The 25,024-nt window shown below is 36.9% G+C and carries 28 protein-coding genes; 14 read left to right on the top strand and 14 right to left on the bottom strand.

Annotation, left to right across the window (positions count from 1 at the left end; all coding sequences use genetic code 11):
• Positions 1 to 3: 3 nt before the first annotated feature.
• Complete coding sequence (locus FB551_RS05980; RefSeq protein WP_142015946.1) at positions 4 to 957, top strand: nitrilase family protein; 954 nt, start codon at positions 4 to 6, stop codon at positions 955 to 957.
• A gap of 43 nt (positions 958 to 1,000) precedes the next feature.
• Here the strand turns inward: FB551_RS05980 and FB551_RS05985 are convergent, their stop codons facing one another.
• The 4 genes from FB551_RS05985 to FB551_RS06000 all read right to left on the bottom strand — a co-directional run bounded on the left by FB551_RS05985 (position 1,001) and on the right by FB551_RS06000 (position 2,778).
• The gene (locus tag FB551_RS05985; RefSeq protein WP_142015950.1) at positions 1,001 to 1,357 is read right to left on the bottom strand and encodes a rhodanese-like domain-containing protein; all 357 of its coding nucleotides are present in this window, start codon (positions 1,355 to 1,357) and stop codon (positions 1,001 to 1,003) included.
• Positions 1,354 to 1,656, bottom strand: a complete 303-nt coding sequence (locus tag FB551_RS05990; RefSeq protein ID WP_142015954.1) for a DUF3817 domain-containing protein — start codon at positions 1,654 to 1,656, stop codon at positions 1,354 to 1,356. The genes FB551_RS05985 and FB551_RS05990 overlap by 4 nt, the downstream gene beginning before the upstream one ends.
• Positions 1,657 to 1,658: 2 nt before the next feature.
• On the bottom strand, positions 1,659 to 2,117 hold the full coding sequence (locus FB551_RS05995; RefSeq protein ID WP_142015957.1) for a hypothetical protein: 459 nt from the start codon (positions 2,115 to 2,117) through the stop codon (positions 1,659 to 1,661).
• Between the two features lie 70 nt (positions 2,118 to 2,187).
• Positions 2,188 to 2,778, bottom strand: a complete 591-nt coding sequence (locus FB551_RS06000; protein WP_142015960.1) for a TetR/AcrR family transcriptional regulator — start codon at positions 2,776 to 2,778, stop codon at positions 2,188 to 2,190.
• A 149-nt stretch (positions 2,779 to 2,927) separates the two neighbouring features.
• Between FB551_RS06000 and FB551_RS06005 the strand changes: the two genes are divergently transcribed.
• The 3 genes from FB551_RS06005 (at position 2,928) to FB551_RS06015 (ending at position 5,578) form a co-directional block, all read left to right on the top strand.
• Positions 2,928 to 4,148, top strand: a complete 1,221-nt coding sequence (locus FB551_RS06005; RefSeq protein WP_142015963.1) for an MFS transporter — start codon at positions 2,928 to 2,930, stop codon at positions 4,146 to 4,148.
• A 325-nt stretch (positions 4,149 to 4,473) separates the two neighbouring features.
• Positions 4,474 to 4,659, top strand: coding sequence for a hypothetical protein (locus FB551_RS06010; RefSeq protein WP_142015966.1), 186 nt, complete (start codon positions 4,474 to 4,476; stop codon positions 4,657 to 4,659).
• A 67-nt stretch (positions 4,660 to 4,726) separates the two neighbouring features.
• Positions 4,727 to 5,578 carry a GLPGLI family protein gene (locus FB551_RS06015; protein WP_142015969.1) on the top strand — a complete coding sequence of 284 codons (852 nt, stop codon included), beginning with the start codon at positions 4,727 to 4,729 and terminating at the stop codon, positions 5,576 to 5,578.
• Positions 5,579 to 5,582: 4 nt separating this feature from the next.
• Here the strand turns inward: FB551_RS06015 and pdeM are convergent, their stop codons facing one another.
• From pdeM to FB551_RS06040, 5 genes are all read right to left on the bottom strand, one after another.
• Complete coding sequence (pdeM, locus tag FB551_RS06020; RefSeq protein ID WP_142015972.1) at positions 5,583 to 6,227, bottom strand: ligase-associated DNA damage response endonuclease PdeM; 645 nt, start codon at positions 6,225 to 6,227, stop codon at positions 5,583 to 5,585.
• Positions 6,228 to 6,275: 48 nt separating this feature from the next.
• Positions 6,276 to 6,878, bottom strand: coding sequence for a 2,3-bisphosphoglycerate-dependent phosphoglycerate mutase (locus tag FB551_RS06025; protein WP_185097535.1), 603 nt, complete (start codon positions 6,876 to 6,878; stop codon positions 6,276 to 6,278).
• Positions 6,879 to 7,225: 347 nt separating this feature from the next.
• Positions 7,226 to 9,679 carry a ligase-associated DNA damage response DEXH box helicase gene (locus FB551_RS06030; protein ID WP_142015975.1) on the bottom strand — a complete coding sequence of 818 codons (2,454 nt, stop codon included), beginning with the start codon at positions 9,677 to 9,679 and terminating at the stop codon, positions 7,226 to 7,228.
• A gap of 358 nt (positions 9,680 to 10,037) precedes the next feature.
• On the bottom strand, positions 10,038 to 11,618 hold the full coding sequence (locus tag FB551_RS06035; protein ID WP_047430554.1) for an ATP-dependent DNA ligase: 1,581 nt from the start codon (positions 11,616 to 11,618) through the stop codon (positions 10,038 to 10,040).
• The gene (locus FB551_RS06040; RefSeq protein WP_142018076.1) at positions 11,615 to 12,637 is read right to left on the bottom strand and encodes a ligase-associated DNA damage response exonuclease; all 1,023 of its coding nucleotides are present in this window, start codon (positions 12,635 to 12,637) and stop codon (positions 11,615 to 11,617) included. The genes FB551_RS06035 and FB551_RS06040 overlap by 4 nt, the downstream gene beginning before the upstream one ends.
• Before the next feature lie 197 nt (positions 12,638 to 12,834).
• Between FB551_RS06040 and FB551_RS23585 the strand changes: the two genes are divergently transcribed.
• The 4 genes from FB551_RS23585 to FB551_RS06055 all read left to right on the top strand — a co-directional run bounded on the left by FB551_RS23585 (position 12,835) and on the right by FB551_RS06055 (position 15,211).
• Entirely contained in the window at positions 12,835 to 12,966 is a 132-nt protein-coding gene (locus FB551_RS23585) for a hypothetical protein (protein ID WP_262711488.1), read from the top strand.
• Positions 12,967 to 13,191: 225 nt separating this feature from the next.
• Complete coding sequence (locus FB551_RS06045; protein ID WP_047430548.1) at positions 13,192 to 13,983, top strand: SDR family oxidoreductase; 792 nt, start codon at positions 13,192 to 13,194, stop codon at positions 13,981 to 13,983.
• Between the two features lie 4 nt (positions 13,984 to 13,987).
• Entirely contained in the window at positions 13,988 to 14,389 is a 402-nt protein-coding gene (locus FB551_RS06050; RefSeq protein WP_142015978.1) for a GlcG/HbpS family heme-binding protein, read from the top strand.
• 18 nt (positions 14,390 to 14,407) lie between these two features.
• The gene (locus FB551_RS06055; RefSeq protein WP_142015981.1) at positions 14,408 to 15,211 is read left to right on the top strand and encodes a helix-turn-helix domain-containing protein; all 804 of its coding nucleotides are present in this window, start codon (positions 14,408 to 14,410) and stop codon (positions 15,209 to 15,211) included.
• 162 nt (positions 15,212 to 15,373) lie between these two features.
• Here the strand turns inward: FB551_RS06055 and FB551_RS06060 are convergent, their stop codons facing one another.
• Together FB551_RS06060 and FB551_RS06065 are read right to left on the bottom strand one after the other, a co-directional pair.
• Positions 15,374 to 15,820, bottom strand: coding sequence for a PPC domain-containing DNA-binding protein (locus FB551_RS06060; protein ID WP_142015984.1), 447 nt, complete (start codon positions 15,818 to 15,820; stop codon positions 15,374 to 15,376).
• Between the two features lie 11 nt (positions 15,821 to 15,831).
• Positions 15,832 to 16,677 (bottom strand): NAD(P)-dependent oxidoreductase, encoded by an 846-nt coding sequence (locus FB551_RS06065; RefSeq protein WP_142015987.1) that lies wholly within the window; start codon positions 16,675 to 16,677, stop codon positions 15,832 to 15,834.
• 217 nt (positions 16,678 to 16,894) lie between these two features.
• Between FB551_RS06065 and FB551_RS06070 the strand changes: the two genes are divergently transcribed.
• Complete coding sequence (locus FB551_RS06070) at positions 16,895 to 17,521, top strand: chloramphenicol acetyltransferase (RefSeq protein ID WP_142015990.1); 627 nt, start codon at positions 16,895 to 16,897, stop codon at positions 17,519 to 17,521.
• Between the two features lie 59 nt (positions 17,522 to 17,580).
• Here FB551_RS06070 and FB551_RS06075 read toward each other — a convergent pair whose 3' ends face one another.
• On the bottom strand, positions 17,581 to 18,174 hold the full coding sequence (locus FB551_RS06075; RefSeq protein WP_047433261.1) for a Crp/Fnr family transcriptional regulator: 594 nt from the start codon (positions 18,172 to 18,174) through the stop codon (positions 17,581 to 17,583).
• 582 nt (positions 18,175 to 18,756) lie between these two features.
• Between FB551_RS06075 and FB551_RS06080 the strand changes: the two genes are divergently transcribed.
• Complete coding sequence (locus FB551_RS06080) at positions 18,757 to 19,098, top strand: helix-turn-helix transcriptional regulator (protein ID WP_052186959.1); 342 nt, start codon at positions 18,757 to 18,759, stop codon at positions 19,096 to 19,098.
• Positions 19,099 to 19,115: 17 nt separating this feature from the next.
• Here FB551_RS06080 and FB551_RS06085 read toward each other — a convergent pair whose 3' ends face one another.
• A complete protein-coding gene (locus FB551_RS06085) occupies positions 19,116 to 19,847 on the bottom strand; it encodes an MBL fold metallo-hydrolase (RefSeq protein ID WP_142015993.1) in 732 nt (243 codons plus the stop codon).
• Positions 19,848 to 20,093: 246 nt separating this feature from the next.
• Between FB551_RS06085 and FB551_RS06090 the strand changes: the two genes are divergently transcribed.
• Positions 20,094 to 21,290, top strand: coding sequence for an MFS transporter (locus tag FB551_RS06090; RefSeq protein WP_142015996.1), 1,197 nt, complete (start codon positions 20,094 to 20,096; stop codon positions 21,288 to 21,290).
• Positions 21,291 to 21,366: 76 nt separating this feature from the next.
• Here the strand turns inward: FB551_RS06090 and FB551_RS06095 are convergent, their stop codons facing one another.
• Positions 21,367 to 21,744, bottom strand: coding sequence for a winged helix-turn-helix transcriptional regulator (locus tag FB551_RS06095; protein WP_047430517.1), 378 nt, complete (start codon positions 21,742 to 21,744; stop codon positions 21,367 to 21,369).
• Positions 21,745 to 21,901: 157 nt separating this feature from the next.
• Between FB551_RS06095 and FB551_RS06100 the strand changes: the two genes are divergently transcribed.
• From FB551_RS06100 to FB551_RS06110, 3 genes are all read left to right on the top strand, one after another.
• On the top strand, positions 21,902 to 22,831 hold the full coding sequence (locus tag FB551_RS06100) for an alpha/beta hydrolase (RefSeq protein WP_142015998.1): 930 nt from the start codon (positions 21,902 to 21,904) through the stop codon (positions 22,829 to 22,831).
• A 6-nt stretch (positions 22,832 to 22,837) separates the two neighbouring features.
• On the top strand, positions 22,838 to 24,004 hold the full coding sequence (locus FB551_RS06105; RefSeq protein WP_142016001.1) for an MFS transporter: 1,167 nt from the start codon (positions 22,838 to 22,840) through the stop codon (positions 24,002 to 24,004).
• Between the two features lie 246 nt (positions 24,005 to 24,250).
• The gene (locus tag FB551_RS06110; protein WP_142016003.1) at positions 24,251 to 24,952 is read left to right on the top strand and encodes a DsbA family oxidoreductase; all 702 of its coding nucleotides are present in this window, start codon (positions 24,251 to 24,253) and stop codon (positions 24,950 to 24,952) included.
• The last annotated feature ends 72 nt before the right edge of the window (positions 24,953 to 25,024 follow it).

Below are 25,024 nucleotides of genomic sequence, written 5' to 3' on the forward strand. Positions count from 1 at the left end.
TCAATGAATATTAAAATTTCAACGGCACAATTTGAAAATAAGAGTGGTGATAAAGCTTATAATCTATCCGTTATAGAAAAACTGGCTGGTGAGGCTGCAGCCAAAGGATCTCATGTGATTGCTTTCCATGAATGCTCCATTACAGGCTATACCTTTGCCAGAAAGCTTTCCAGAGAACAGCTTCTTGATATTGCTGAACTTGTACCGGAAGGAAGAAGTATTAAAAAGTTGCAGGAGATTGCTGCTAAGCATGAGATCACCATCCTGGCTGGACTTTTTGAAAAAGATGCCCACGATAATCTTTTCAAAGCGTACGTTTGTGTTGATAAAACAGGGCTGAAGGCAAAATACAGAAAACTTCATCCTTTTATCAATCCGAATCTTACACCCGGAAATGAGTATTGTGTGTTTGATATTATGGGCTGGAAGTGTGGAATTTTAATCTGCTATTATAACAACGTTATTGAAAATGTAAGAGCAACAAGGCTTCTTGGTGCAGAGATTATTTTTATGCCACATGTTACCATGTGTACCCCTTCTACAAGGCCTGGAGCAGGATTTGTGAATCCTGAGCTTTGGGAAAACAGGGTAGCGGATCCCACATCTTTACGTCTGGAATTTAATGGAATGAAGGGCAGAGACTGGCTGATGAAGTGGCTTCCTTCCAGAGCTTATGATAACGGAGCTTATATTGTTTTTTCAAATCCAATTGGGATGGATGATGATCAGCTTAAAAACGGATGTTCCATGATTATTGATCCTTTCGGTGATGTGATTGCAGAATGCCGTTCCTGGGAAGACAGTTTTGAATCGGCTGTCATGATTCCAGAGAAGCTTACTCAGGCAGGAGGATATCGGTATATAAACGCCCGTAGACCTGATTTATACAGAGATATAATAGGGCAGGAGCATTCGTCTGAACAGAACGTTGTATGGCTGGATGATAAAACTGTTTAAGAGTACAATTCCTCCATGATCATTCTGGAGGAATTGTATTTTTTTATTGACTGAGCGTTTTCTGCAGATCTGTCCACGCTCCTCCGTTGTAGACCTGTTGAAAGCCTTTTTCTTTCAGAATATTTTCAACTTTTACACTTCGAAGCCCGTGCGAACATACGGTGATATAAGTCTTTTTGGGGTCCAATTCCATGTAACGCTCTCTGATTGTTCCTAATGAAATATTGACAGAGCCTTCTATATGACCTGTTGCATATTCTTTTTCCGTTCTTACATCAAGAATAACAGCTCCTTTTCTGACCAGTTCAGGTAATCCGTTATCTAAAGTCTGAAATCGGTATACCTTATAAATAACATATACCATAAAGGCTGTTCCGCAAAGTATAAGAAGACTTTTCATAGTTTGCTAAGGATTTTTTTGTCAATATAAAATGTCCCGAATGGAATAAAGCAGGCAAGAATTACTTTCCATGTTATTTCTTTAAATTTCCAGTTCTGTTCCACGCCAACGCTCAATGTATTGAAGAGGAAAAGCAGGAATAATGTTCCGTGGACAGGTCCGATAAGTCTTACAAACAAAGGATTTCCCATCCAATATTTCATCGGCACAGCAATAAATACCAGCGTCAATAATGAAATTCCTTCCAGAATCGCCAGAATTCTCAGTCTGCCGATTTTTGTTTTAAATAAATTGATCATAATTATCTGAAATAAGGTCTGTTTGCAAAAGGAGAAAATGGCCAGGGAATGGCAATGAAAATAATGATCAGCGCACAGGAAAACCAGATGCCCATCGTTTTGAATTTTTCTTTATCTGAAAGCTTTCTTTTAGCCAGTGCAGAACCAATTGTAATGATGATAATCGCTGTGATCATTAAAACCATATGAATCAATCCGAAAAACAGATGTTCAAAAGAATCTTTTGCTTCATGAAAATTTTTCCAGAAATATTGTATCACCGGACTTTTAAGATAGAAAATCATTCCTAAGATTAACTGAATATGAGCAATTGTGGCTGTCCAGTGTCTTACAGAATCATCAGTTGCTGTAAATTTCCGATCTGAAAAATATCCTTTGAAAGCACGGAAAATTGCGTAGAGTAAGCTTAGTAAAACCAGCCATCGGGTTTGGGAATGTAAAAAAGTAAGAGTTTGATACATTGTATATTTTTTTGAACACAGCAAAGGTATAATAAAAACATACTAATTAGTATGTTTTTTGATAAAAAAATTATTGCAGGCTTTGAAAATAAGACTTAAGCCCTTTTAAATAAACAAGATATACTTCTTTTGAATTCTCAACTTTTCCCAGGTTTCTGACTCCCCAGTACCCGGAAATAACGAAAACACTCACTTCTCTGGAATTGACGTTTTTCTTAATAATTCCGGCTTCTTTTCCTTTTTCAATATTGTTGGTGAAAGCTTCTTCCCATTCTTTTGACAGTTCATGCAAAGCCTGGGTAAAGGCGGTATGCCATGGCGCCATTTGCTGCACAAAATTAGAAGTAGGGCAGCCGTATTCCACTTTCAGAAAATCAGTTTCCATCAGGAGATTGTAGATGATCTCATAAATATTATCCAGTGGATTGCTGTTGTTTTGAAGAGATTCAATAAAGTTACGTCTGAAATTAGGTTTCATCAGCTCGTTAATAATAGCCAGACCCATTTCATCCTTGGTTTTAAAATGATAATAGAAAGCGCCTTTCGTCACCTGAGTCGTTGCAATAATTTCATCAATGCTTGTAGTCTGAAAACCTTTTACATAGATCAATTCGAACGCTTTCTGGAGAATAGTAAGACGGGTTGCTTCTGATTTCTTCATTAAAACTGCTGATTATTATACAAAGGAACAAATTTTAAACTAAAAATAAAACTATCATTATTCTGATACTTTGATACAATTTAAATAATTTTTATAATACAAATATTCGCCGGAAATTTGCCTTGTCAATATCAACAAAATACAAGACAATGAACTTTCAAAAAGAAATACAGATCAATACTGCAGCACAGACAGCCAAAAGAGGTCTTCCTGCAGCTTTATGGGCATTAACGATAAGTGCCTTCGGAATAGGAACTACAGAATTTGTCATTGTAGGACTTCTTCCCACAGTAGCTTCAGATCTTCAAATTACTATTCCTTCAGCAGGACTTCTGGTAAGTCTTTATGCGATAGGAGTGGCTATCGGAGCACCCATCTTAACGGCACTCACAGGGAAAATCCCTCGCAAGATGCTGTTGGTATCCATCATGTTGTTATTTGTTATCGGAAATGGGCTGGCATCTATAGCTCCCGGATTTATCACGTTAGTTCTTGCCAGAATACTTACAGGGTTTGCCCATGGGGTATATTTTTCCATTGGTTCTACTATTGCAGCTTCGCTGGTTCCTGAAGAGAAGAGAGCGACTGCAATTTCCATTATGTTTGCTGGACTTACACTTGCTATTGTAACGGGAGTTCCGCTGGGGACATTTATAGGACAGCATTTCGGCTGGAGAGCAACTTTCATCGGTGTTTCAATCCTTGGGATCATCGGATTGACTGCCAGCTTGTTACTGGTGCCTAAAAATCTTAAAAATGGAAAAACAGCCTCTTTAAAAAGCCAGTTTAAAGTACTGGGCAACAGACGATTGATTTTCGCCTTTTTAATGACCGCGATGGGATATGGAGGTACATTTGTGGTATTCACGTATCTGTCGCCTATTTTACAGAAAATTACAGGATTTCAGGAATCTACAGTTACTTTTATTCTTTTGATTTATGGAATTGCCATTGCCCTGGGAAACCTGATTGGAGGAAAAGTAGCCAATAAAAATCCTCTGAATGCTCTTTTATGGATGTTTGCGGCACAGGGATTGGTATTGCTTGCGTTTTATTTTACAGTAAGCAGTCCGGTTTTAAGTATTATTACACTTTTCCTCTTAGGAGCTTTATCATTTGCTTCTGTTCCCGGACTTCAGCTATTGGTGGTACAGATTGCAGAAAAAGAACTCCCCGGAACTGAAGATGTTGCTTCAGGGATCAATATTGCGGCTTTTAATATCGGTATCGCCATTGGGTCTTATGCAGGAGGAATGATTGTGACATCTTCCTTAGGCCTGGGAAGCACACCGTGGATAGGAGCTTTATTCCTGTTGGTTACCGTATTGATAACGATCTACAGTATCCGTTTAAGTAAGAAGAATATATAGTTTTTATTACCCGTGTCAAGGTTTAAAACCTTGATATGGGTTGGTGAAAGGATCTTTCATCAAATAAAGTATAAATCAGAATGGCAGAGATATATTTATCTGCTTGTATGTTGCTTTTAAAATATTTCAGTTTAAAGAAATTTGTTTAATTCCAATTATTTAGCATGCATGAAATTATAACTATTTGATGATAGAATATCTTTCATTAATTAAATGGTTTTGGTTAAAATCCTATGATATTCAATGATTTAACATAAAACAATAATTTAATTATTGAGTGAATTATTATATATATTTATACTTTAATTGTAAAAAACACAAAATAATGAAAAATGTAAAAGCAGGTCAAATTTGGATTGCAGAAACTTCCTGTGGGATTACAGCTACAACAACTCAGGATTGGACAGCACAACAAGCAACCGAATGGCGTGAAAGGGTTGAAGCAATTAATTGTAAAACACCTGTTTATTCTGGCTCTGATCCTAAACATCTTGCAAATAATCTCAATTAATGTAAATTTAAGCACTTCTAGTGAAGATATTGGATTATAAGTGCTATTAAAAATTAAAATATCTCCGATGGACTACCATAAAAAGTTACTTCAACTATTCGTTCTGTTGTGTAGTATTTTATCCTATGCTAAATCATACAAACAGGATACTTTGCGTGGTGAGTTTACCTATATGTTAAAAGCTAAATTTGATACTCGAACAGATAGCAAATATGAAGACCAATTCTTATTACAAATAGGTGATAAGCGTGCATTTTTTGCAAATACGGTATCACTAAAGGGAGATTCAGTAATGGCAAACGCAGGAACAACAACAAATAATCCAGATGGAAGTATAACGCTGGGATGGAAAAAGGGAACATTAATTCCAAAAACAGATTTTAACTTTACCATTATACAATCTAATGAAAACATACAGTATTTTGACTCAGCTTTCATGTCATTACTCACCTATAAAGAACCAGTGATAAAAAACTGGAATCTAGTGAATGAAACCAAAGTAATCAATACCATTCATTGCAAAAAAGCAGAAGTTTACTTCAAAGGCAGAAGATGGATTGCATGGTATTCAACAGATATACCTTTTCCGTATGGTCCCATGAAGTTCAGTGGATTGCCTGGCTTGATCATAAAAATCACAGATGAAAAAGGAGATTATGATTTTGAATTGGTAAAATCTACGTCTAATTCCCAATTAAAAAACAGACAAGTCAATATTAAGAAAAGCAGATACACCGGAGCTGTAGAAACCACACAGGCAAAATTAAAACAAGCACAGAGGAATGCAGAAACCAATGCAGCCGGCGTACTCGCAAGCTATGGAACTACCATTATAAAAGGACAGGAAATACTGAAGAAAAGAGAAAAAGAAAGAGAAGAAAATAAAAAATATCAAAATCCGCTGGAGTTGACACCTTAAATTATCAAATTTCATAAATATCCGCATCCGTAAATACAAAAAATGTACTTTTCTTAGGCAGATTTTTTGTATCCAGTCCTGTGAATTCGCTGAAAGCAGGTAATAATAATTGATTACTGCTAAGAGCAAAGCATGGAAGTCTGATATTTTTAATGGCAGAATTCAGGACAATTCCCGGGTGGATATGACCGGTAATCTGAAATCCGGATCTGGATGCATCAAAATCATGAATGAAAGTAATATCATCTATTTCCAGCCATTCAGCTTTGTGATTAAAGCATAATTTCTTTTCCAGCGCTTTTGAAATCCGGTCATGGTTTCCTTCAATAAGATAAAACTGAATATCAGGATATTGGCTTTTCCATATACAGAATTCATCCACATCAGAATTGTCTCCGGCATGGAGCAAATCTCCAACCACTACAAACTTTTCGGGCTGAAAATATTCAATCAGAGCGGATAATCTTTCCAGATCACTTTTCATAATATGATTGGCCAGTGCAATGCCGTTTTTTCGGAAATGAGCGGTTTTCCCGATATGAAGATCAGAAAGAACCAACGCTTTTTCTTTTTGCCAGAATACTGCCCGCTGATTGGTCAAAATGAAAGTTTCGTTTTGGATGGAAATATTTTTAGTTGCTATAAACACTTGATGAATTGAAAATTGAATGCTTAAAGTTAAACTATTTAAATGGGATCAGCCCACTTTCCGGCTTACATGAAATTTTTCATCAAAAATATAGGTGAGGGGAAAACCGGTAGCAATCTCCCGTTCTAAAATCTCTTCAGGAGAAAGATGTTCCAGGTACATGATTAGGGCACGAAGGCTGTTTCCGTGGGCGACAATCAATACATTTTCGCCTTGTTTCAATAAAGGTCTTATCTGATTTTCAAAATAGGGAATAACCCTGTTGTAAGTATCTTTAAGGCTTTCTCCACCCGGAGGAATTACGTCGTAGGATCTGCGCCAGATATGAACCTGCTCATCACCATATTTCAAAGCCGTTTCCGCTTTATTTAATCCTTCAAGATTCCCATAAGAACGTTCGTTTAATGCTTTATCTTTGATAACCGGAATATTGGGATTTCCTATTTCGTTCAGGATGATGGATAAGGTATGCTGTGCTCTGATCAGGGCAGAGGTGAATGCTATATCTATTCTTTCCCCTTTTAGCGCAAGACCTGCTTTTTTGGCTTCTTCAATACCGGCTTCAGTAATATCGATATCTTTCCACCCTGTAAATCTGTTTTCCAGATTCCAGAGTGACTGTCCGTGACGGACCAAGAATAATTTTTCCATTATTTATATTATTTAAACTTCTGAGAAGTTATACTCTAAGTTACGATGATTATTTAAATTTATCAAGAAAATTAACGGAGAATATTAGGCTAAGAATAAGATTAAAACGATAGGTTTTTATTTGATTTTATCATTTTTAGAATCCCGCAAAGTCGCAAATTTTATATGATCTATTTTTATTTAAGTCACAAGAAAATTAAAGATTTTCAGGAAGATTAACGGGACTAAATTTTATCGGAGATAAAAATATTTGCGCCTTAAAACGTTATTATTATCAATTTTTTACGTCTTTACGATAAACAAATATCCATTGGCATATCTGTTCTTACAGAAAACACATTAACCGATTATAAAAGATCACTTATATTGGACAGTTTCAGCATCCTTTTAATTCTTGCATCCAAGCCTTCGCTGGAAAGTGTCTGCCTTAAGCTGTCTACCTTAATCGGGAAGCTGAGCGGAGTAAAAGAACGGGAATGTTTTAAAATAATTTCCGATTTTTCAATTCTTTTAAAAGCCTCTACAAGCCGCTGTTCCTGAAGCTGCATATTAAAGACTTCTGTGTACGCCTGTTTTATTAAAAAGTGATTGGGATCGTGGTCTTCCAATACTTTAAAAATTAATCCTGCAGAGCTCTGTAATGATTTGTTGGAGCGCTGCTGTCCTGCATAATTTTGAATCACCATTCCTGAAATCACAGCAATGTCCCGGAATTTTCTCCTTGCCATTTCCGCAGAATTAATGCTTGCAATCACATCATTCATAAGGTTTTCTCTGCTTAAAATCTGTTGTAGATTATCTTCATTTAAAGGAATTTCTTTATCGCTGAACAATTCAAAGCCATAGTCATTCATGGCCATGGAAAAGGAAATAGGAGCCAGTTTTGAGATCCGGTAGGCAATCAGAGCCGCCATTACTTCATGGACCAAACGTCCTTCAAAAGGATACATAAACAAATGATAGCCTTCACGGTTTTTGATCATTTCTACCAGAAACTCGTCTTCTTTGGGAATATGGGAATTTTTTTCCTGATTAATTAGAAGCGGGTGCAAAAATTTAAGTTCTTTTTCTGAAGCTTTAGGATTTAAAGCATGCGAAAGTTTTTCTCTCAAAAAATGTCCCAGATTGGAACTCAAAGGAAGCCTTCCGCCGAGATAACTCGGAACCAGGGCTCTACCTTTAGCTGCCCTCACATATACCGTCATATCTTTAATGATGACAACTTCCAGTGTACGTCCGGCAAGAATAAATTTTTCCTCTTTTTTCAGCTTTGAAATAAAATATTCTTCAATCATTCCAATATAACCTCCGGATATAAATTTCACCTTCAGCATGGCATCACTCACAATCACCCCCATATTCATCCGGTGAAGCATCGCAATTTTCCTTGAAGTTACTTTATACAGACCGTCTTCCATAATGACAATTTTATGGAATTCTTCATAGTTTTTTAATACACTGCCGCCGATGGTAAGGAATTCCAGAATGCTTTTCCATTCCTCATCCAGCATTTCCTGAAAAGCATACACTTTTCTGATTCTTTCATACAGTTCGTCAGGATAAAAGCCATCTCCAACAGCCAATGTCATCAGAAACTGAACCAGCACATCGAAACATAAAACCTGTGGATCTCTTGGCTCAACCACTTTTTGTTTTACGGCTTCTTTCAGGGCTGAGACTTCAATAAGTTCCAAAGAATGGGTCGGAACACAATAGATTTTGGAAGTTTCAAAAGGGGAGTGGCCGCTGCGTCCTGCTCTTTGAAGAAACCGTGCCACTCCTTTGGCCGATCCTACCTGAATAACGGTGTCTACAGGTTTAAAATCAATTCCAAGGTCGAGGGATGAAGTAGAAACTACGGCTTTTAATTTTCCGGAACTTAAGTTTTCTTCAATCCAGATTCTTAAATGAGCATCAATAGAACTGTGATGAATTGCAATCTGGCCTGCAAAATCAGGATGTGCATCCAGCAATAGCTGATACCACATTTCACTCTGGCTTCTGGTATTCGTAAACACAATGGTAGATTTTGATTCAAGAATAATAGGAACCACTTTATCCGCCAGTTTATTTCCAAGATGTCCTGCCCAGGGTAATATTTCGATTTCCTCGGGAAAAACCGGCAGAATATCTATTTTTTTATGTTCTTTTGCAGTAATTTTTGTCTTTTTAATGTCATATGGAATAAGTACCTCCATAGCTTCATCCAGATTTCCGATGGTAGCTGTGATTCCCCAGATCTTAATCTCCGGAACATATTTTCTAAGTTGTGAAATTCCAAGTTCTACCATGACACCACGCTTTGAACCTAATAATTCATGCCATTCATCCACCGCAACACATTTAATTCCGGTGAAAAAACGTTCATTATTTTTCTGAGCCAGAAGCAAATGAAGACTTTCAGGGGTTACGACAAGAATTTCAGGCATCTTTTTTACCTGCTGCTGTCTTACTTTGGGATCAGTATCTCCATTTCTCACGCCTACAGCCCAATCGAGCCCGATTTCGTCAATGGCTTCCTGCATCGCTTTTGCAATATCTTTGGAAAGAGAACGAAGCGGTGTTATCCAGACCATTTTCAACCCTTTCTTATAATGTTCAGGATAATTTAGAAAGTCTGAAACCAAGGCTAAAAACACGGAAAAAGTCTTCCCAAAACCGGTAGGAGCAACGACCATTCCGCTATATCCGCTCCCAAATTTCTTCCAGGTTTCCAGCTGAAATTTAAATGGGGCAATACCTTTATCGGTCATCCATTGCTGAATGATCTTGAATCCGTTGCTATGTTCAAAAGCTGCCAATTTTATTTTTTTTTGTTTTAACGCAAAACGCGTAAAGTTTTTATGATTTTGTTTACTTTTCGATCGCAAGGGCGTTTCACTTAGCAAAGGCAATTCTTACTATCGCTGAACGTAGTGTCTTTGCGAACAAAAAATATTACTAATAAGTTAAAATACCTTGCGCCATTGCGTTAACATTATTGTACTAATTTTTGTTTTAAATGCAAGGAGCGCTAAGATTTTATATGATATTTTTACTTTTCGATCGCAAGGGCGTTTCACTCAGCAAAGGCAATTCTTACTATTGCTAAACGAAGTGTATTTGCGAACAAAAAATATTACTAATAAGTTAAAATACCTTGCGCCATTGCGTTAAAATCTATTGTATTAATTTTTTTATCTCTTCCAAATCATCAATTTCATCCACCGTTTTGTCTTTACGCCATCTTACAATTCTCGGAAACCGGAGGGCCACACCGCTTTTGTGGCGGTTGCTGAATCCTATGCCTTCAAAAGCAATTTCAAAGACAAGTTCTGCTTTTACTGTTCTTACAGGACCAAATTTTTCAATAGCATTTTTAGTTACAAACCTGCTCACCTCCATAATTTCCTTGTCCGTCAATCCGGAATAGGCTTTGGCAATAGTTACCAAGGTATCACCGTTTTTCACGGCAAAAGTATAATCGGTATAATAAGCACTTCGCCTGCCGCTTCCTTTCTGAGCATAGATGAGAACAGCATCAATGGTAAGCGGGTTGATTTTCCACTTCCACCAGTCGCCTTTTTTTCGCCCGGAATGATAGGGAGAGTTTTTTTGTTTCAGCATCAATCCTTCGCTGTTTATATCCCTTGAATTTTCACGGAGAACATCCAGTTCTTCCCATTTTTCAAAATCCAGACTTCTTGAAATAGTGATGCGTTCCGGATTTTCATTCAGCAATAATTCTTCAAGAAGCGCTCTTCTTGCCGAGATCGGTTTTTCTCTGAGATCGTTATCTTCCAGTTCCAATAAGTCGTAAACGAAAACTTCTATGGGGATTTCTGAGAGCATTTTTTTAGTTAAAGTTTTCCTGTTTAATCTTTTTTGTAATTCATTAAAATTTAAAACCTTACCTTCTTTCACTGCAAGTATTTCTCCATCCAGTACAAAGTTACCTTTCATGGCTTTTACGACTTCTGCAATTTCTGGAAATTGTTCTGTTACGAGCTCTTCACCTCTTGACCAGATGAAGACTTCGTCATTTCTTCGGATAATCTGTCCACGGATTCCGTCCCATTTGTATTCTACAAGCCATTCATCCGGATTTCCCAATTCTTCAGGCTCTTTTTCCAAAGGATAGGCGAGGCAGAAAGGATAGGGTTTTGAATTGTCAGGATTCACATTTTCGGCATCAATAAGTTCTTTGAAAGAAACTTCATCCGGAAGCCATTTTCCCATTAAACTATGCATCAAAGCACTTGATTCCTGGCCCGAAAATTTGGTCAGAGCATTGATTAATGTTTTATCTGAGACTCCAATCCGGAAGCTTCCACCGATTAATTTGTTGAAAATAAGACGTTCAGTGTAATCCAAACCGTTCCATGATTGCAGTACAAATTCTTTTTTTTCTGTATCTGTTTTGCTTTTTAAGCTCACGATATCATTCATCCATTCTGATAATGAACGTTCTATTTTTTCCTCGGGAGGTGGAAGAATCAATGATAAGGTTTCCCCGAGATCACCTACCGAAGAATAGGATTCCTGAAACAGCCAATAGGGAAGTTGTGTGATTTCCAGTGCCCATTCTTTCATGTAATTGGTATTGACATTTCTCTTAGGTCTTTTTCCGGTAAATAAGGCAATAAACCATACTTTATCCTCATCAGGAGCACGTTCCAGATAATCAATGATAGCATCAATTTTAGCATTGGTTTTATTGGTCGTTTCCAATGCGTTGATAAGATCTGCAAAATGTCTCATGATTCCGGGGTTTCAAGGGTTTCTTTTTCAGATTCTTCTTCGTCTTCTCCGTAAAGTGTTTCTACAACATCTGCTTTAATTCCTATTTCGTTCAGGTACTTGGAAAAAACTTCTGTCTGTCCGTGGGTTACATGTACAAGTTCTGCTTCAGTTGCTTTTACGGTTTGTAATAGTCCTTTCCAGTCTGCATGATCGCTCATCGCAAATCCTGCGTCTGCACTCCGCCATCTTCTGGCACCGCGCACCTGCATCCAGCCGGAACATATTGCCGTAGCCGGATCCGGAATTTTCTTAATGATATTACTGTCGAGTAAAGCTGGGGGTACAATGACAATTTCGTGTTCTACTTCTTTCGGACGTTCTCTGAAATCTGCAATGGTATATTCAGGAAGATCAATTCCTACTGTTTCAAAAGCGTCATTCAGTTTTCCGATGGAATAGTGAACATATATTTTTCCCAGTTCTTCCACGGCTTTCATGATACGCTGGGCTTTCCCAAGAGAATATCCAATGAAAACAGAGGTTTTGTTATTTTCTTTATTCTTCAGCACCCAATTCTGAAGTTTGTTATTTAAATCCGGAACTTCCAGCCAGTTGTAAATAGGAAGACCAAAAGTACTTTCCGTTACAAATTCATTACACTTTACCAGTTCAAAAGGAGTGCTTAATCCATCATTCTGTACTTTATAATCTCCTGATATGACCGTTACATATCCTTTATATTCAAGCCTTATCTGTGCAGAACCGATGATATGTCCGGCAGGATGAAGTGAAAGTTTTACTCCGTTAATGGTAATAGCTTCTCCATATTCTACGCTTTGGCATTCGATATCCGGTCCTATTCTTTGGTATAAAATAGGTTTTGTAAAATGATGACAAAGGTATTTTTTCATTCCCCAACGGGCATGATCGGCGTGACCATGGGTGATAACTGCCAGGTCTACAGGTCGCCAGGGATCAATATAAAATTTTCCCTGTGGACAGTAAATTCCTTTTTTGGTAAATGCGATTAATTTCAATGGTGTGACTGGTTTTACAAAAATACGCTTCAAAAACTTAACCAATTTTAATAAAGTGGTATTTTTTATTGATTAAAAACTGAATGTTTTATGGAAAAATATCAAAAAAGCTGTCTCCACGTAAAACAGCTTATTATTTTATTTTTCATTAGAACATCGTTTACCTAATCAATCCATTGAAAGTCTCGGATGGTCTGATGAATGTAATAGTCAGACTGAATGCCTTTACCATCGATGGCCATATCCGGAATACGGAAACTTCTGGAGAGAGAGCATATCCCAGTTTAAATTCGTTGCTGAGCATAGCTAAAAGAAGAAGAGGAGATTAAAATTAAACGATGTTTAATTTTAAGTATATATCGGTTTTTACTTTTTAAAGATTACAATTTAATGATAAATCTATCTTTTTATGATGTAAAAGGAGAGTTATTAAGAAAAAACATGTAATTCTATTAGTTTTTTTTGAGCTTTTCAGCAATATAAAAATGAACGTTGAGCCAATATTGGTCTTCTTAAAATCCTGGAATTTTGTATCATCATTAAAAAAGAATACAATGAGTAAAACAATTTTAATTACAGGTGCAGCAAGCGGATTTGGAAAGATTGCTGCTTTCGAACTTGCTAAAAAAGGACATCAGGTAATCGCTACTGCACAGATTTATCCTCAGATGAGTGATTTAATCCGTGAAGCTAAAGAACAGGGAATAAATCTGACAGTGGATAAACTGGATGTAACCAACCCGAGAGATGTAGAGTATATTGTAAAGAAGTATGATGATATAGATATTCTTATCAGTAACGCAGGAATTATGGAAGGTGGCCCTATTGCAGAACAGCCAGTAGATATTATCCGCTCTATGTTCGAAGTGAATGTATTTGGAGCGTTGAATCTTGCGCAGGGTTTTATCAAAAAGTTTGTTGAAAAGAAAAGCGGGAAGATTGTTTTTACCTCTTCAATGGGAGGGTTATGGACTGTTCCTTATGTTGCTGCCTATTGTGCTTCAAAACATGCGCTGGAATCTATTGCAGAAGGGTTGAAAACTGAGTTAGCTCCATTCAATATTAAAATTGCAACGTGTAATCCAGGAGTATTTGGGACTGGTTTCAATGACAGGGGAGTAGATTCTATTTTCCACTGGTATGATCCGAAAATCAACTTTACTCCGGAATCCGTATTTGATGGGGCTGCAGAATCTTTAGCACACCAGCTGGATCCGCAATCTATGGCAGACGTGATTGTAAACGTAGCATTAGATGACAATAGTAATTTCAGAAACGTACATCCAAAGGAAACTGAAGATTTCGTAAAACAACTTCAGGCAGATGCCTGGACATCAAAAAGCTAATATCATGGTACTGAATTATAAAACTGCAGAAAAAGCTTTACATGCCGCAAAAGAAAAGGCATTATCGATGAATATTCCTGTGAGTATTGCTGTAGTGGACACGGGAGGACATCTTGTTGCATTAGCGAGACTGGACAGTGTTTATGGAGTAATTGATTTTGCGGTCAAAAAAGCGAAAACAGCTGTCATGTTTGGTGTAAACAGTGATATCATGGGAGGAATTATTTCTGAAACAGGAGTTCATGGTTATGGAATGCTGAATTCTAATGAAGGGCTTCTGACTATCGCGGGCGGCGTGGTCTTAAAAGATACAGACGGAAAGATCATAGGGGCAATAGGTTCTTCAGGAGGAACTCCGGAACAGGATAAGGAAATTGCAAGGGCAGGAGCGCAGGCTATTGCTTAAATTTCAGATATTTGTATCATGGAAAATACTTCTGAGATTATATTTGACAAATTGGTTTATTCATGCGCTTTTGAATCTTACAGAGGCCATGAAGAGTTTATCCCTCACTATTTTCTGGGATTTCAGATTTCAGGAGAAACGCATGCTTTTCATGAACAGGGGAAGACGGTGATCAAAGAAAATACGGTGGTCCTTGTTAGGAAAAATCAACTGATCAGAACGGTCAAATATCCTTCGGCTCATGAAAAGTATCAATTTATTTCTATTACGCTTGATGATGAAACACTAAGACAGTATGCCACTGAGAATAAAATTGCAGCAAATGCCATTTTTCCAGACCAGGAGCGGTTGTTTTTTGAGCCTGATGATTTTTTTAAGAGCTATTTTGCTTCTCTTATTCCTTATATTAATAAAACAAAGGAAATACCTCCAAAATTAGCTGCATTGAAGGTAAAGGAAGCCCTAGAACTACTGTTGCTGAGCAATCCGGACCTTAAGAACCTTCTTTTTGATTTTTCTGAACCTCATAAGATCGACCTTGCAGAGTTTATGAACAAAAACTATATGTTCAATGTGTCGGTAGATGCTTTTGCAAGGCTTACAGGGCGGAGCCTTTCAGGATTTAAAAGAGATTTCAATAAAATATTTAAAATGACACCGAAACAGTGGCTGAAAGAAAAAAGATTAAAGGAAGCCTATTATTTGATTAAAAATCAGGATAAAAAGCCTTCAGATATTTATCTTGATTTAGGCTTTGAGAATTTATCTCACTTTTATTCTTCTTTCAAAAAGAAATTTGGGATGACGACTACAGAGGTGTAATGAAAGTGATTAAAAAAACACAATATATATCATAAGCATTGCTGATTTGTCAGAAACACAAAGACACAGGAAATTAATCCTGTGTCTTTGTATTTTCCTTTATCTAAGAAATTATATTTTCAGTGATTTGCACCCTTCCTGAAACAGCAGGAAACCGGAATTTCACTTTTCAAAATCATAGAGGTTGATTCCTGTTTCGTCATTTTTCATTTTTACCATTCTGGTATTCAATGGATAGAATATAAATTCTGCAGCTCCCTGAATTTTTGCTTCTAAAAGGTGTCCGGCTAAGGCTGTATAATCTTCTCTCCCCAGTGTAATGTGAAGATGCAGCGTTTGTTTTCCTTCTATTTCAGAAACATTTCCGGAAATATTGGTGACTTCCATCTGTTCTTTGAAAGTCCTGTCCACATATTTTTTGGTCGCCGGATTAAAGAAACGGAGAGTAGCTTCACTCACAGCTCCGATTCCGGTTACTTCTCCCGCCTTGATATTCTGATCCTGAATGAAATCGGTTAAAGTTTCTACTATATTGGAATGATTATCAAGACTAACGATGTAAATGTGATCTGTTTTTCTGGCAGACCAATGTTTTCCTTTATAATTCATGACCTCTTTATTTATTCTATTGTTTTTAAATAATTGATGATTCCTATAACGTCATCCTGACCGAAGCCTGTATTGTGTGCATTTTGATAAGTTTGAATCAGCGTTTCGGATAAAGGATAATCAGCACCCGCATCTTTGGCTAAACGGATGTCTTTCAGCATCAGGTCAAGGGCAAATGCCGGAGCGTACTTATCGGCTGTCAGCAGAGGGGTTTTTACTTTGGTAGCACCGCTTCCACTGGCACTCTCATTGATGATTTCCAGCATATCTGATCTTTCGACCCCTAATTTTCCGGCTAATAAAACTGTTTCTGCAAGTCCCTGATAAATGGCAGACAGAAAATAATTAATCGATAGTTTTCCTGCAATACCTTTTCCGTTTTCACCTAAATGTTTTACAGATTTTCCCATTTTCAAAAGATAGGGCATGGCACGCTGGATATCTTTTTCTTCACCTCCTGCCATAATGATAAGGGTTCCTTCCTGTGCCGGTTGGGTACTGCCTGCTACGGGGGCATCAATAAAAGAAGCCTCTTTTATTTTCAGAGCAGCAGACGTTGCAGCAGATGCTTCCAGAGAAATTGTGCTCATATCTACAAAGAGTTTCCCCTGAATGTTTAAAGGAATAATTTCTTCATATACTGCTTTTACGGCAGAATCGTTGGTTAACATTGTAAATATGACATCACTGTTTTGAACAAGGTCTTTAACCTGGGTGTAGACTGTCGATTTTTCTTCAAAATCTTTAGCTTTTTCAACAGATCTGTTGTACACTGAAAGTGGAAATCCTGCTTTTTCAATATTCTTTGCCATAGGATGGCCCATATTTCCTAATCCGATGAATCCGATTTTTTCCATTGTCCTGGTTACTATTTTGTTATTAATTAATTTTTTATGTGATCAATCTCCTGAGTGAAGGGGAGTTTTCTGAGTTCAATTAAAGTATAAATATGTGTGTTTTGCAGCAAAATATCGACCAAACAGTTCTTTTATAAAACTAAGTTTTAATTATATTTTTATCTATAAGCTTTTAAAACCGGATAAACTTTCAGAAATTTGCAGCAAATAAGAAGTAATGAAGATCGTAGATATAGACAACTGGAACAGAAAAGAGCATTTTGAATTTTTTTCTACTATGGCAAGCCCTTATTTTGGATTTACAACAGAGGTGGATTGTACAAAAGCTTACGATACAGCCAAAAAAAAAGGGTATTCATTTTTTGCCTACTATTTCCACAAATCTATGGTAGCGGTCAATAGAGTGGAGGAGTTGAAGCTTAGAATTGTTGATGGGCAGGTGATACAGTTTGATACCGTTCATGCCGGCAGTACAATCGGAAGACCGGATGGAACTTTCGGTTTTTCATTCACTCCTTTCTCAGAAGATTTTGAAACATTCAATGCCGCGCTGCAGGAGGAAATAAAAGGAGTACACGAAACCACTGGGTTGAGATTAAGCAACGGAAGGCTGGGAAAAGATCACGTCAGACATACTACCATTCCTTGGAATTCTTTCAGTGCGATTTTGCATCCTACAGATTTTAATACAGCAGAATCGGTTCCCAAAATTTCTTTTGGAAGATTCAATATCCGTGAAGGAAGAAAATATCTTCCGGTCTCTATTGAAGCACATCATGGACTGGCAGACGGAATTCACATAGCCAGATATCTGGAAGAGTTTCAGAAAGAGCTGGAGCAGTAATAAAGACCACATTTTAAAACAATTGTAACAAAAGCTGGATTGAATCCGGCTTTTGATTATTAATAATAAATCTTCCCGCGTTTTATTTTCAAAACCTGATCCTTTTCCATATGTTTTATGGTTCTTATAACTGTTTCTACACATAACCCGGTGAGCGAAGCAAGCTGTTGGCGGGTAAGCGGAATCTGAAAAGAATAAGGGTTTTTATCATCATGGTAGCTTTTCAGATAATCCATCAGGAGTTTTAGTTTGGAAACAGGATTTTGGAAGGAAAGATTATAAAGCATGATATATTTATAATACATTCTTTCAGCGAGACATTGGTAGACATTTAATGAAATTTCAGGGTTATTTTGGATCAGCTTCAGAAAGTTCTGTCCCGGCATTACAAAAATACTTGAATCTTCCATGGCAACAGCGTTCATAGGATAAGGCCTGTTGACAAAAAGTAAGGATTCTCCAAAGCTGTGCCCATCTGAGATTATATTTTGGATAAACTCTTTCCCGTTTTCTGTATAGTTATTAAGTTTAATTTTACCTTTTTGAATCTGGTAATAATATACTGGTGATTCTTCTTCACGAAAAATAATATCTTCCGCTTTATAGTCTTTAATTTCGGCTCCAAATGAGATAAGTAAAGTTTCAGTGATCATGGTTGTCATTTAATTTCATCTAAAATTTTAAATACCGGCTGCGAATGCTTCAAAATTTTATAATGGTAAAGGAACATCCATTTTATTTATTTCTCCTATAATGTGGTACCATTTGGATACCACATATTTTTAGTTTTTTCTGATCAATAGGTTGAAAATATTGATTGAGATCATAAAAAGTTAATGGAATAACATACTACATTTACTTCCTATCAAAAGAGGAATGCAAATAATGGGGAATAAGCTGATAAAGGCAATTATGATATTTTAGCTCAATATATAACGTGGTATCTATGTGGTACACATATTTAATAAAATTTTAATCATTTTTTCTTTCTTTGCCTGTATAAAAATGGAAAGAAATTCATATGTGTGATTTTTTTAACATAATCATTCAACAGATGCAGGCTACACACCATAAATTGTTACGTAATATTAATTAAAACCTAGAGAATTTTGAATACATAAAAATTATTTTGTTCCCGATATTGATTTAGTAGAACATAAATTGAACAGTGAAAAAAAGAATTTGCACAGATACACAAGAGATGTGGTATCTGAAATAAGAGATGAAAAAGTATTATGAAAAATAGAAAACCTGAAACTAATTTAGAGGATTTAACCCAAAAGATTCTTGTACAAGACGAAATAATGGCATTGGCCAAAGCAAATTCTCCTCGTCTCTTGAATAAATTCAGATTGGTTTATCCCGATTTTTTTAAAAAGTTATCTGATATACAGCCTTCCCTTAAAAACTCTGAACTGATCTTTTGTATTTACCTTAAGCTCAATATGACTACTAAGGAAATTGCAACCTATATTTTTGTTACGCCAAAAGCAATACAAAACAGGAAAAACAGGATTAGAAAAAAACTGAATATTCCTTCTGAATTTGATATCTATAAATGGTTTAATGAAATTTAAACCATTTTTTTCTGTTTTTATATTTCTACAATGGCTTTATCCAGATCATGATACAAAAGAATTTTCCAGCTCTTCTCTCTTGCTTCCTTTTCCCATTTAAGTCTTAATTCCATTGCTTTTCGGCCATCAAAATCACTTTTATAGGCCAGGTGGTATTTTAAATAAGAAGCCTGCGGAAGATCATCAGCTCCATAGAAAGCCGTTTCCTCATTTTCGCTGATCCAGAATACCTGCATAAAAGGAGTGTGTCCGCCTACCACTTCATAAGATATCTTATCAGTAATTTGTCCTTTGTCTTCATTCATCCATGTAATATTCGGGAGCTGAATCAGTTTTTCCAATATCTCAAAGTCAAAAGAAGGATTGCCTTTATTTTCCATGGCAAAATCAAATTCACGTTTCTGGATATAAATCTGAGCATTTGAGAAGGTGGCTTCGAAACCATTTTCTGTAAGGGTTACCGCACCTTCAATATGATCTTTATGAAGATGGGACAACAATAACTTGGTGATTTGCTCAGGACGAATATTTTCTCTCTCAAGAATTTCTGAAACCACCGTTTTTCTGGAGTCGTTTTTCCAGCCGATCCCGGCATCCAAAAGGATATAATCATTTTCCGTAATAATAAGAAAAGGCTGCACAGACATTTTGATACCTCCAACGGTATCAAAATTTTCTTCTGTTAAAAGCGTAAAATCTTTGGTTTTGCTTGCCGAAAAATTGCCTTCTTTAAGTGGAATAATTTTCATGCTGCAAATTTCCTTAATATTTCTAATATTCGAAAAGTTTTTCATCGATATATATGATCAATAAAAACAATGAAACAGGAGATGTCTGAAATCATTCTACTTAGCGTATCATCATCTATCATTCATAAATAGATAAAGAAGGAAGGCAGATTATTTATTTTTTTAATGATTATCTTTGATCTCTTAAAAATCTGACGGTCATCTGCGGTCGGATCATTTTTCAATTCAAATAAAACTTTATACGCAATGCAGGAGAGTTCTTCCCATGGTATTTCCCGGACTGTTATCTGGCTTATGGCCGTTATTTCCGGACTTGTAGTGGCCAATAATTATTATAATCAGCCTTTACTGGCACTTATTTCAGAAGAATTGCACGTTTCTGAGAGTGCGGCAAGTAAAATATCTGTACTGACTCAGATTGGCTACGCATCAGGATTGTTGCTGATTGTTCCGTTGGGAGATAAATTCTTCCGTAAGAAACTGATTTTAATTGATTTGTTTCTGGTTTTCGGATCCCTTTTATGGATGACTTTTGCCACTCAATTGTGGATGCTATATGCAGCAAGCTTATTGATTGGAGCAACATCAGTCATTCCACAGCTTTTTGTTCCTATTGCAGCAGAACTTTCATCAGATAAAGAAAAATCTTCCAACATCGGATTGGTCATGTCCGGATTATTATTGGGAATTCTTCTATCCCGTTTTGTGGGAGGGATTGTAGGAGAAGTCTGGGGCTGGAGAGCAATGTTTGGAATTGCTGCAGGACTGATGATTCTTGTTTGGCTAGCGGTTTATAAAATGCTTCCGGAAATGTCACCTAATTTTAAAGGAACCTACAAAGAGCTGATGCGTTCCGTGGCTCAACTTGCCAAAACACAACCTGTTCTTCAGCTTGCATCTTTCCGTGGAGCTATGGCATTCGGGTCAATGTGTGCTTTGTTTACCACATTGGTTTTCCATATGGAGAAACCTCCTTTTAATGCAGGGTCTTCCGTTGTAGGAAGTTTTGGATTGGCAGGAGCGGTAGGAGCTTTAGCTGCGGCCAAAGTGGGAAAATTGCAAAAGTATCTGGATATTAACCGTATTATATTGTATTCTTTACTGATCGTTATAGGAAGCTGGGGTTTTACCTATTTTGCTGGAGAAACCTATTGGGGACTGATTGTCGGGGTGATTCTTGTCGATCTGGGAGTACAATCGAGCCATATTATGAATCAGACCAATTATTTCCTGATTAAGTCCAATGCGGTGAACCGACTGAATACGGTGTACATGGTATCTTATTTTATCGGAGGATCCCTGGGAACCTGGCTGGCTTCTATTGCCTGGCAAAAGGCTCAGTGGACAGGCGTGTGCTTCGTAGGAACTGTATTTGGGGTATTGGCTCTAATCGCTCATATTTTGTTTTCAAAAAGGGTTAATAAGGCAAACACAGAGATGTAAATTTTTATATTTTTGACTAGCTGAAGAAGGGGGATTTTATCAAAGATAAAATCCCCCTTCTTTTATTTTCAAATCTTTACTCTTCCATTGTTTCCAGGGTCTGCATCATTTCCCTATGTTTTCCTCCCCATTCATCAAGCTGTTTCCAGATCGGAATCAACTCTCTGGCAATAGCTGTAAGTTCATAATCAACTCTGGGTGGAACTTCAGCATGAACTGTTCTCTTTACTAAGCTTTCCTTTTCCAACTCTCTCAGCTGAAGGGTAAGCATTCTTTCCGTTATTCCTGAAATAGAGTTTCTGAGTTCGCTAAAGCGTAATTTTCCGTCTTTTAATTTATTTAAAATAATCAGTTTCCATCGTCCTCCGATTTTACACACTGCATAACTCAGGTCGCATCCCTGTATATACTGTCTGTTGATATTATTGGTTGAATTTTCTTTTATCTTACCCATTACTTACAAATTTGTTAGTACCATACATTTAGCTGTATACAATGCAAATGTAAGGTTTGAGATTTAATTTTGTTCAACAAAACAGAAAATATACTGCAATAGAAGAACAATAGCGCTCATGTTCTCTGCAGGCACAATAACTTAAATCAAAATAGAAATGCAATTAACGCCTAAGATAACACAGATTTTAAATCATTTAGAAACAATACAACCTTTCAATCCTCAGGACTCCTTAGATGGTGCAAGAAAATTTCTTGAAACCATGTCTCTTCAGCTTAGTGGGAAGAAAGAAGCTGTAGCTGTCATTGAGGAACTGCATATTCCACAGGAAAATCATCAGATTCCTGTCAGGATTTATCGTCCCAAAGGAAAAGAAATTCAACAATCATCGGCTATTATTTACATTCATGGAGGCTGGTTTATCGCTGGAGGTTATGAAACACACGACGCTGTAGTTCGTAAATTGGCTAATAAAACCGGATCTGTGGTTATTTTTATAGATTATCGTCTTGCTCCGGAACATCCTTTTCCTGCAGGTTTAAATGATTCTCTTGACAGCATAAAATGGGTCATAGAAAATGCAGAATCTTTAGGAATTGATCCTGATAAAATAGGAATTATAGGGGATAGTGCTGGTGCAGCATTGGCTACGGCGGTGTCTACCCAAATAGGAAAGCACCTGAAGTTTCAGGTATTAATTTATCCTGCAGTAGATAATCAACTCAATTCAAAGACATGGGAAACTTATGAAAACGGTCCTGTTCTTAATAAGCAGGGTGGTATTGAAGCATGGGCTGGCTATCTTCCTGAAGAGGAGAAAGAGAATCCATTGGCGATTCCTGTCTTAATAAAAGCATTTAAAGAAACTCCATCCACTTTTATCATTCTGGCAGAACATGATCCATTGCTGGATGATGGCAAACAGCTTTCTGAAAATATGAAAAATGCAGGAGTTGACATTACAATAAGCTTTTACAAAGACATGGTTCACGGTTTTATGCATATGGGCGAACTCCTGGAAGAAGTACAGTCAGCAGTGGATGAAATGGCGGCTTTTGCTCATCAAAACTTAAAATCCGGCGAATAAAGTATCATGAAGAAATATGCATATATTGGATGTCTGGGTTTTATAGCTGTTATTACGACAGAATTTGGTGTTATCGGAATTCTTCCGCAAATTGCTGAACATTATAAAATCAGTATAGATAAAGCAGGGTATCTTTTGAGTGCTTTTGCCTTAATTATTGCGCTTACAGGACCTTTTATGACCTTACTCACATCTGGTTTTGACCGTAAAAAAATAATGCTTACTGCTATTTTCATGTTTCTGATTACAGGATTTGTATCTTCTTTTTCACCACCTTTCTGGCTGTTGATGCTGGTTAGGATTTTACCTGCATTTCTTCAGCCTGTCTATATTGCAACCGCATTATCCGTAGCGATATCTCAAGCAGATCAACGAAAAAAGAACGAATTGATGGGGATTGTATTTAATGGAGTAGCCATTGCGATGGTAACCACAGTTCCTTTTGCCACATGGATTGCGGGAATTGCTTCCTGGGAATATTCATTTATGATACAGACTGTAGTTAGTTTGATTGCATTAGTTGTTATTTATTTCCTTCTTCCTGCAATGCCTGTAAAAGAGAAGAAATCCTATGGAAAGCAGATCAGGATATTGAAACAGCCGCCCTTTATTTTGAGTACGCTGACTAATTTTTTCATGATTACAGCATGGTTTTCTACTTACAGCTATTTTGCAGATTATCTCAATAAAGCCAAGGGAATGGATACTTCAATGGTAAGTTATATGCTACTGCTTTTTGGAATTATCGGGGTATTGGCCAATGGAGTAGCCGGAAAAATGCTTAATAAAAATGTGGCAGGTACAACTGCTGTTTTCCTTTCCGGAACTATTGTTGTGCCTGTTCTTCTTTATTTTTCTGATGGAAATGTATGGGCAACGGTAGCAGTTATCGGAATCTGGGGATTCCTATATTCGCCAAGCTTTTTAAATGCATCCACGTATATGATTTCTTCAGCACCGGATTCACTGGAATTTGCCAACAGCCTTGCTACCTCATTCGGAAATCTGGGGGTGACGGTGGGAACTACAATCGGAGGATGGGTAATCGTTACAGAAGGAGTAGAGTATATTCCATGGATAGGCCTTGTTTTTGGACTACTTGCATTTCTTATGATGGCATTAAAAGGGATGTTAGAAAAGCGCAGTCAGGTACTTTCCACCTGTCATAATTAAAATGTAATAATTTTTGTTACATTAAATAAATTGTAGTAACTTTGTACCATTAATTTGAAACTTGTTTAAACATTTATTTTCGGAATAGTAAGAATGTATTAAGTTGTTGAGAATATTAAGATAAGCTTCGCTTAAGGCTTAAAAGTCAGAATGATTCATCTTAACTATACTTTATCTCTTAAATCAATTCTTAATGGTTTTAATATTTTTTAAGTTTAAACAATTTCTTGATTTAAAATAAATACAATGAAAATAGAAATCTGGTCAGACGTAATGTGTCCGTTTTGCTATATCGGAAAAAATAATTTTGAGCAAGCTCTGAACAAGCTTCCTTTCAAAGATGAAGTAGAAGTGGAGTGGAAGAGTTTTCAGCTGGATCCAACTTTAGATCCAAAAGAAACTCAGGACACCATTCAGTATTTCAGAGAAAAGAAAGGAGTGGGCGAAGCTCAGGCTACCCAAATGCTGGGCCAGGTTACCCAGATGGGAAAAGGAGCTGGAATTGATTTTGATTTTGGAAAAACTCTGATCACCAATACTTTCAGTGCCCATAAATTACTTCATTTAGCTAAGAAGTATAACAAATCCAATGAAATGGAAGAAGCATTATTTATTGCCCACTTTATTGACGGTAAGAATGTTGGAGACACAGAGGTTTTGATAGCTCTGGCAGAAAGTCTGGGAATTGATAAAGAAGAAGCAATACAGGCAGTTACTACAGATCAACTGGATTATGAAGTGAATCAGGATATTCAGGAGGCTAGAAACAATGGCATTTCAGGAGTTCCATTCTTTGTACTGAACGGTAAATATGCTGTTTCCGGAGCTCAGCCTGCGGAAGTATTTGAAAATGCACTTCAGCAGACTTATAAAGAAACGGTGAGTCCGTTTAAGGATCTTTCCGGTGGCAGCGGAGCTTCCTGTGATGCTGACGGATGCAGTATTTAAAATAATAAACCCCCAAAACAATTGATTTGTTTTGGGGGTTTACTTTAATATATTACAAAACCTGTTGTATCT

This window comes from Chryseobacterium aquifrigidense (genome assembly GCF_006716485.1).
Taxonomy (GTDB): domain Bacteria; phylum Bacteroidota; class Bacteroidia; order Flavobacteriales; family Weeksellaceae; genus Chryseobacterium; species Chryseobacterium vietnamense.

Bases quoted from the DNA above. Each gene is read 5' to 3' on its own strand.
- FB551_RS05980 (WP_142015946.1), top strand. From the start codon at position 4: ATGAATATTAAAATTTCAACGGCACAATTTGAAAATAAGAGTGGTGAT.
- FB551_RS05985 (WP_142015950.1), bottom strand. From the start codon at position 1,357: ATGAAAAGTCTTCTTATACTTTGCGGAACAGCCTTTATGGTATATGTT.
- FB551_RS05990 (WP_142015954.1), bottom strand. From the start codon at position 1,656: ATGATCAATTTATTTAAAACAAAAATCGGCAGACTGAGAATTCTGGCG.
- FB551_RS05995 (WP_142015957.1), bottom strand. From the start codon at position 2,117: ATGTATCAAACTCTTACTTTTTTACATTCCCAAACCCGATGGCTGGTT.
- FB551_RS06000 (WP_142015960.1), bottom strand. From the start codon at position 2,778: ATGAAGAAATCAGAAGCAACCCGTCTTACTATTCTCCAGAAAGCGTTC.
- FB551_RS06005 (WP_142015963.1), top strand. From the start codon at position 2,928: ATGAACTTTCAAAAAGAAATACAGATCAATACTGCAGCACAGACAGCC.
- FB551_RS06010 (WP_142015966.1), top strand. From the start codon at position 4,474: ATGAAAAATGTAAAAGCAGGTCAAATTTGGATTGCAGAAACTTCCTGT.
- FB551_RS06015 (WP_142015969.1), top strand. From the start codon at position 4,727: ATGGACTACCATAAAAAGTTACTTCAACTATTCGTTCTGTTGTGTAGT.
- FB551_RS06025 (WP_185097535.1), bottom strand. From the start codon at position 6,878: ATGGAAAAATTATTCTTGGTCCGTCACGGACAGTCACTCTGGAATCTG.
- FB551_RS06035 (WP_047430554.1), bottom strand. From the start codon at position 11,618: ATGAGACATTTTGCAGATCTTATCAACGCATTGGAAACGACCAATAAA.
- FB551_RS23585 (WP_262711488.1), top strand. From the start codon at position 12,835: ATGAATGTAATAGTCAGACTGAATGCCTTTACCATCGATGGCCATATC.
- FB551_RS06045 (WP_047430548.1), top strand. From the start codon at position 13,192: ATGAGTAAAACAATTTTAATTACAGGTGCAGCAAGCGGATTTGGAAAG.
- FB551_RS06050 (WP_142015978.1), top strand. From the start codon at position 13,988: ATGGTACTGAATTATAAAACTGCAGAAAAAGCTTTACATGCCGCAAAA.
- FB551_RS06055 (WP_142015981.1), top strand. From the start codon at position 14,408: ATGGAAAATACTTCTGAGATTATATTTGACAAATTGGTTTATTCATGC.
- FB551_RS06060 (WP_142015984.1), bottom strand. From the start codon at position 15,820: ATGAATTATAAAGGAAAACATTGGTCTGCCAGAAAAACAGATCACATT.
- FB551_RS06065 (WP_142015987.1), bottom strand. From the start codon at position 16,677: ATGGAAAAAATCGGATTCATCGGATTAGGAAATATGGGCCATCCTATG.
- FB551_RS06070 (WP_142015990.1), top strand. From the start codon at position 16,895: ATGAAGATCGTAGATATAGACAACTGGAACAGAAAAGAGCATTTTGAA.
- FB551_RS06075 (WP_047433261.1), bottom strand. From the start codon at position 18,174: ATGATCACTGAAACTTTACTTATCTCATTTGGAGCCGAAATTAAAGAC.
- FB551_RS06080 (WP_052186959.1), top strand. From the start codon at position 18,757: ATGAAAAATAGAAAACCTGAAACTAATTTAGAGGATTTAACCCAAAAG.
- FB551_RS06085 (WP_142015993.1), bottom strand. From the start codon at position 19,847: ATGAAAATTATTCCACTTAAAGAAGGCAATTTTTCGGCAAGCAAAACC.
- FB551_RS06090 (WP_142015996.1), top strand. From the start codon at position 20,094: ATGCAGGAGAGTTCTTCCCATGGTATTTCCCGGACTGTTATCTGGCTT.
- FB551_RS06095 (WP_047430517.1), bottom strand. From the start codon at position 21,744: ATGGGTAAGATAAAAGAAAATTCAACCAATAATATCAACAGACAGTAT.
- FB551_RS06100 (WP_142015998.1), top strand. From the start codon at position 21,902: ATGCAATTAACGCCTAAGATAACACAGATTTTAAATCATTTAGAAACA.
- FB551_RS06105 (WP_142016001.1), top strand. From the start codon at position 22,838: ATGAAGAAATATGCATATATTGGATGTCTGGGTTTTATAGCTGTTATT.
- FB551_RS06110 (WP_142016003.1), top strand. From the start codon at position 24,251: ATGAAAATAGAAATCTGGTCAGACGTAATGTGTCCGTTTTGCTATATC.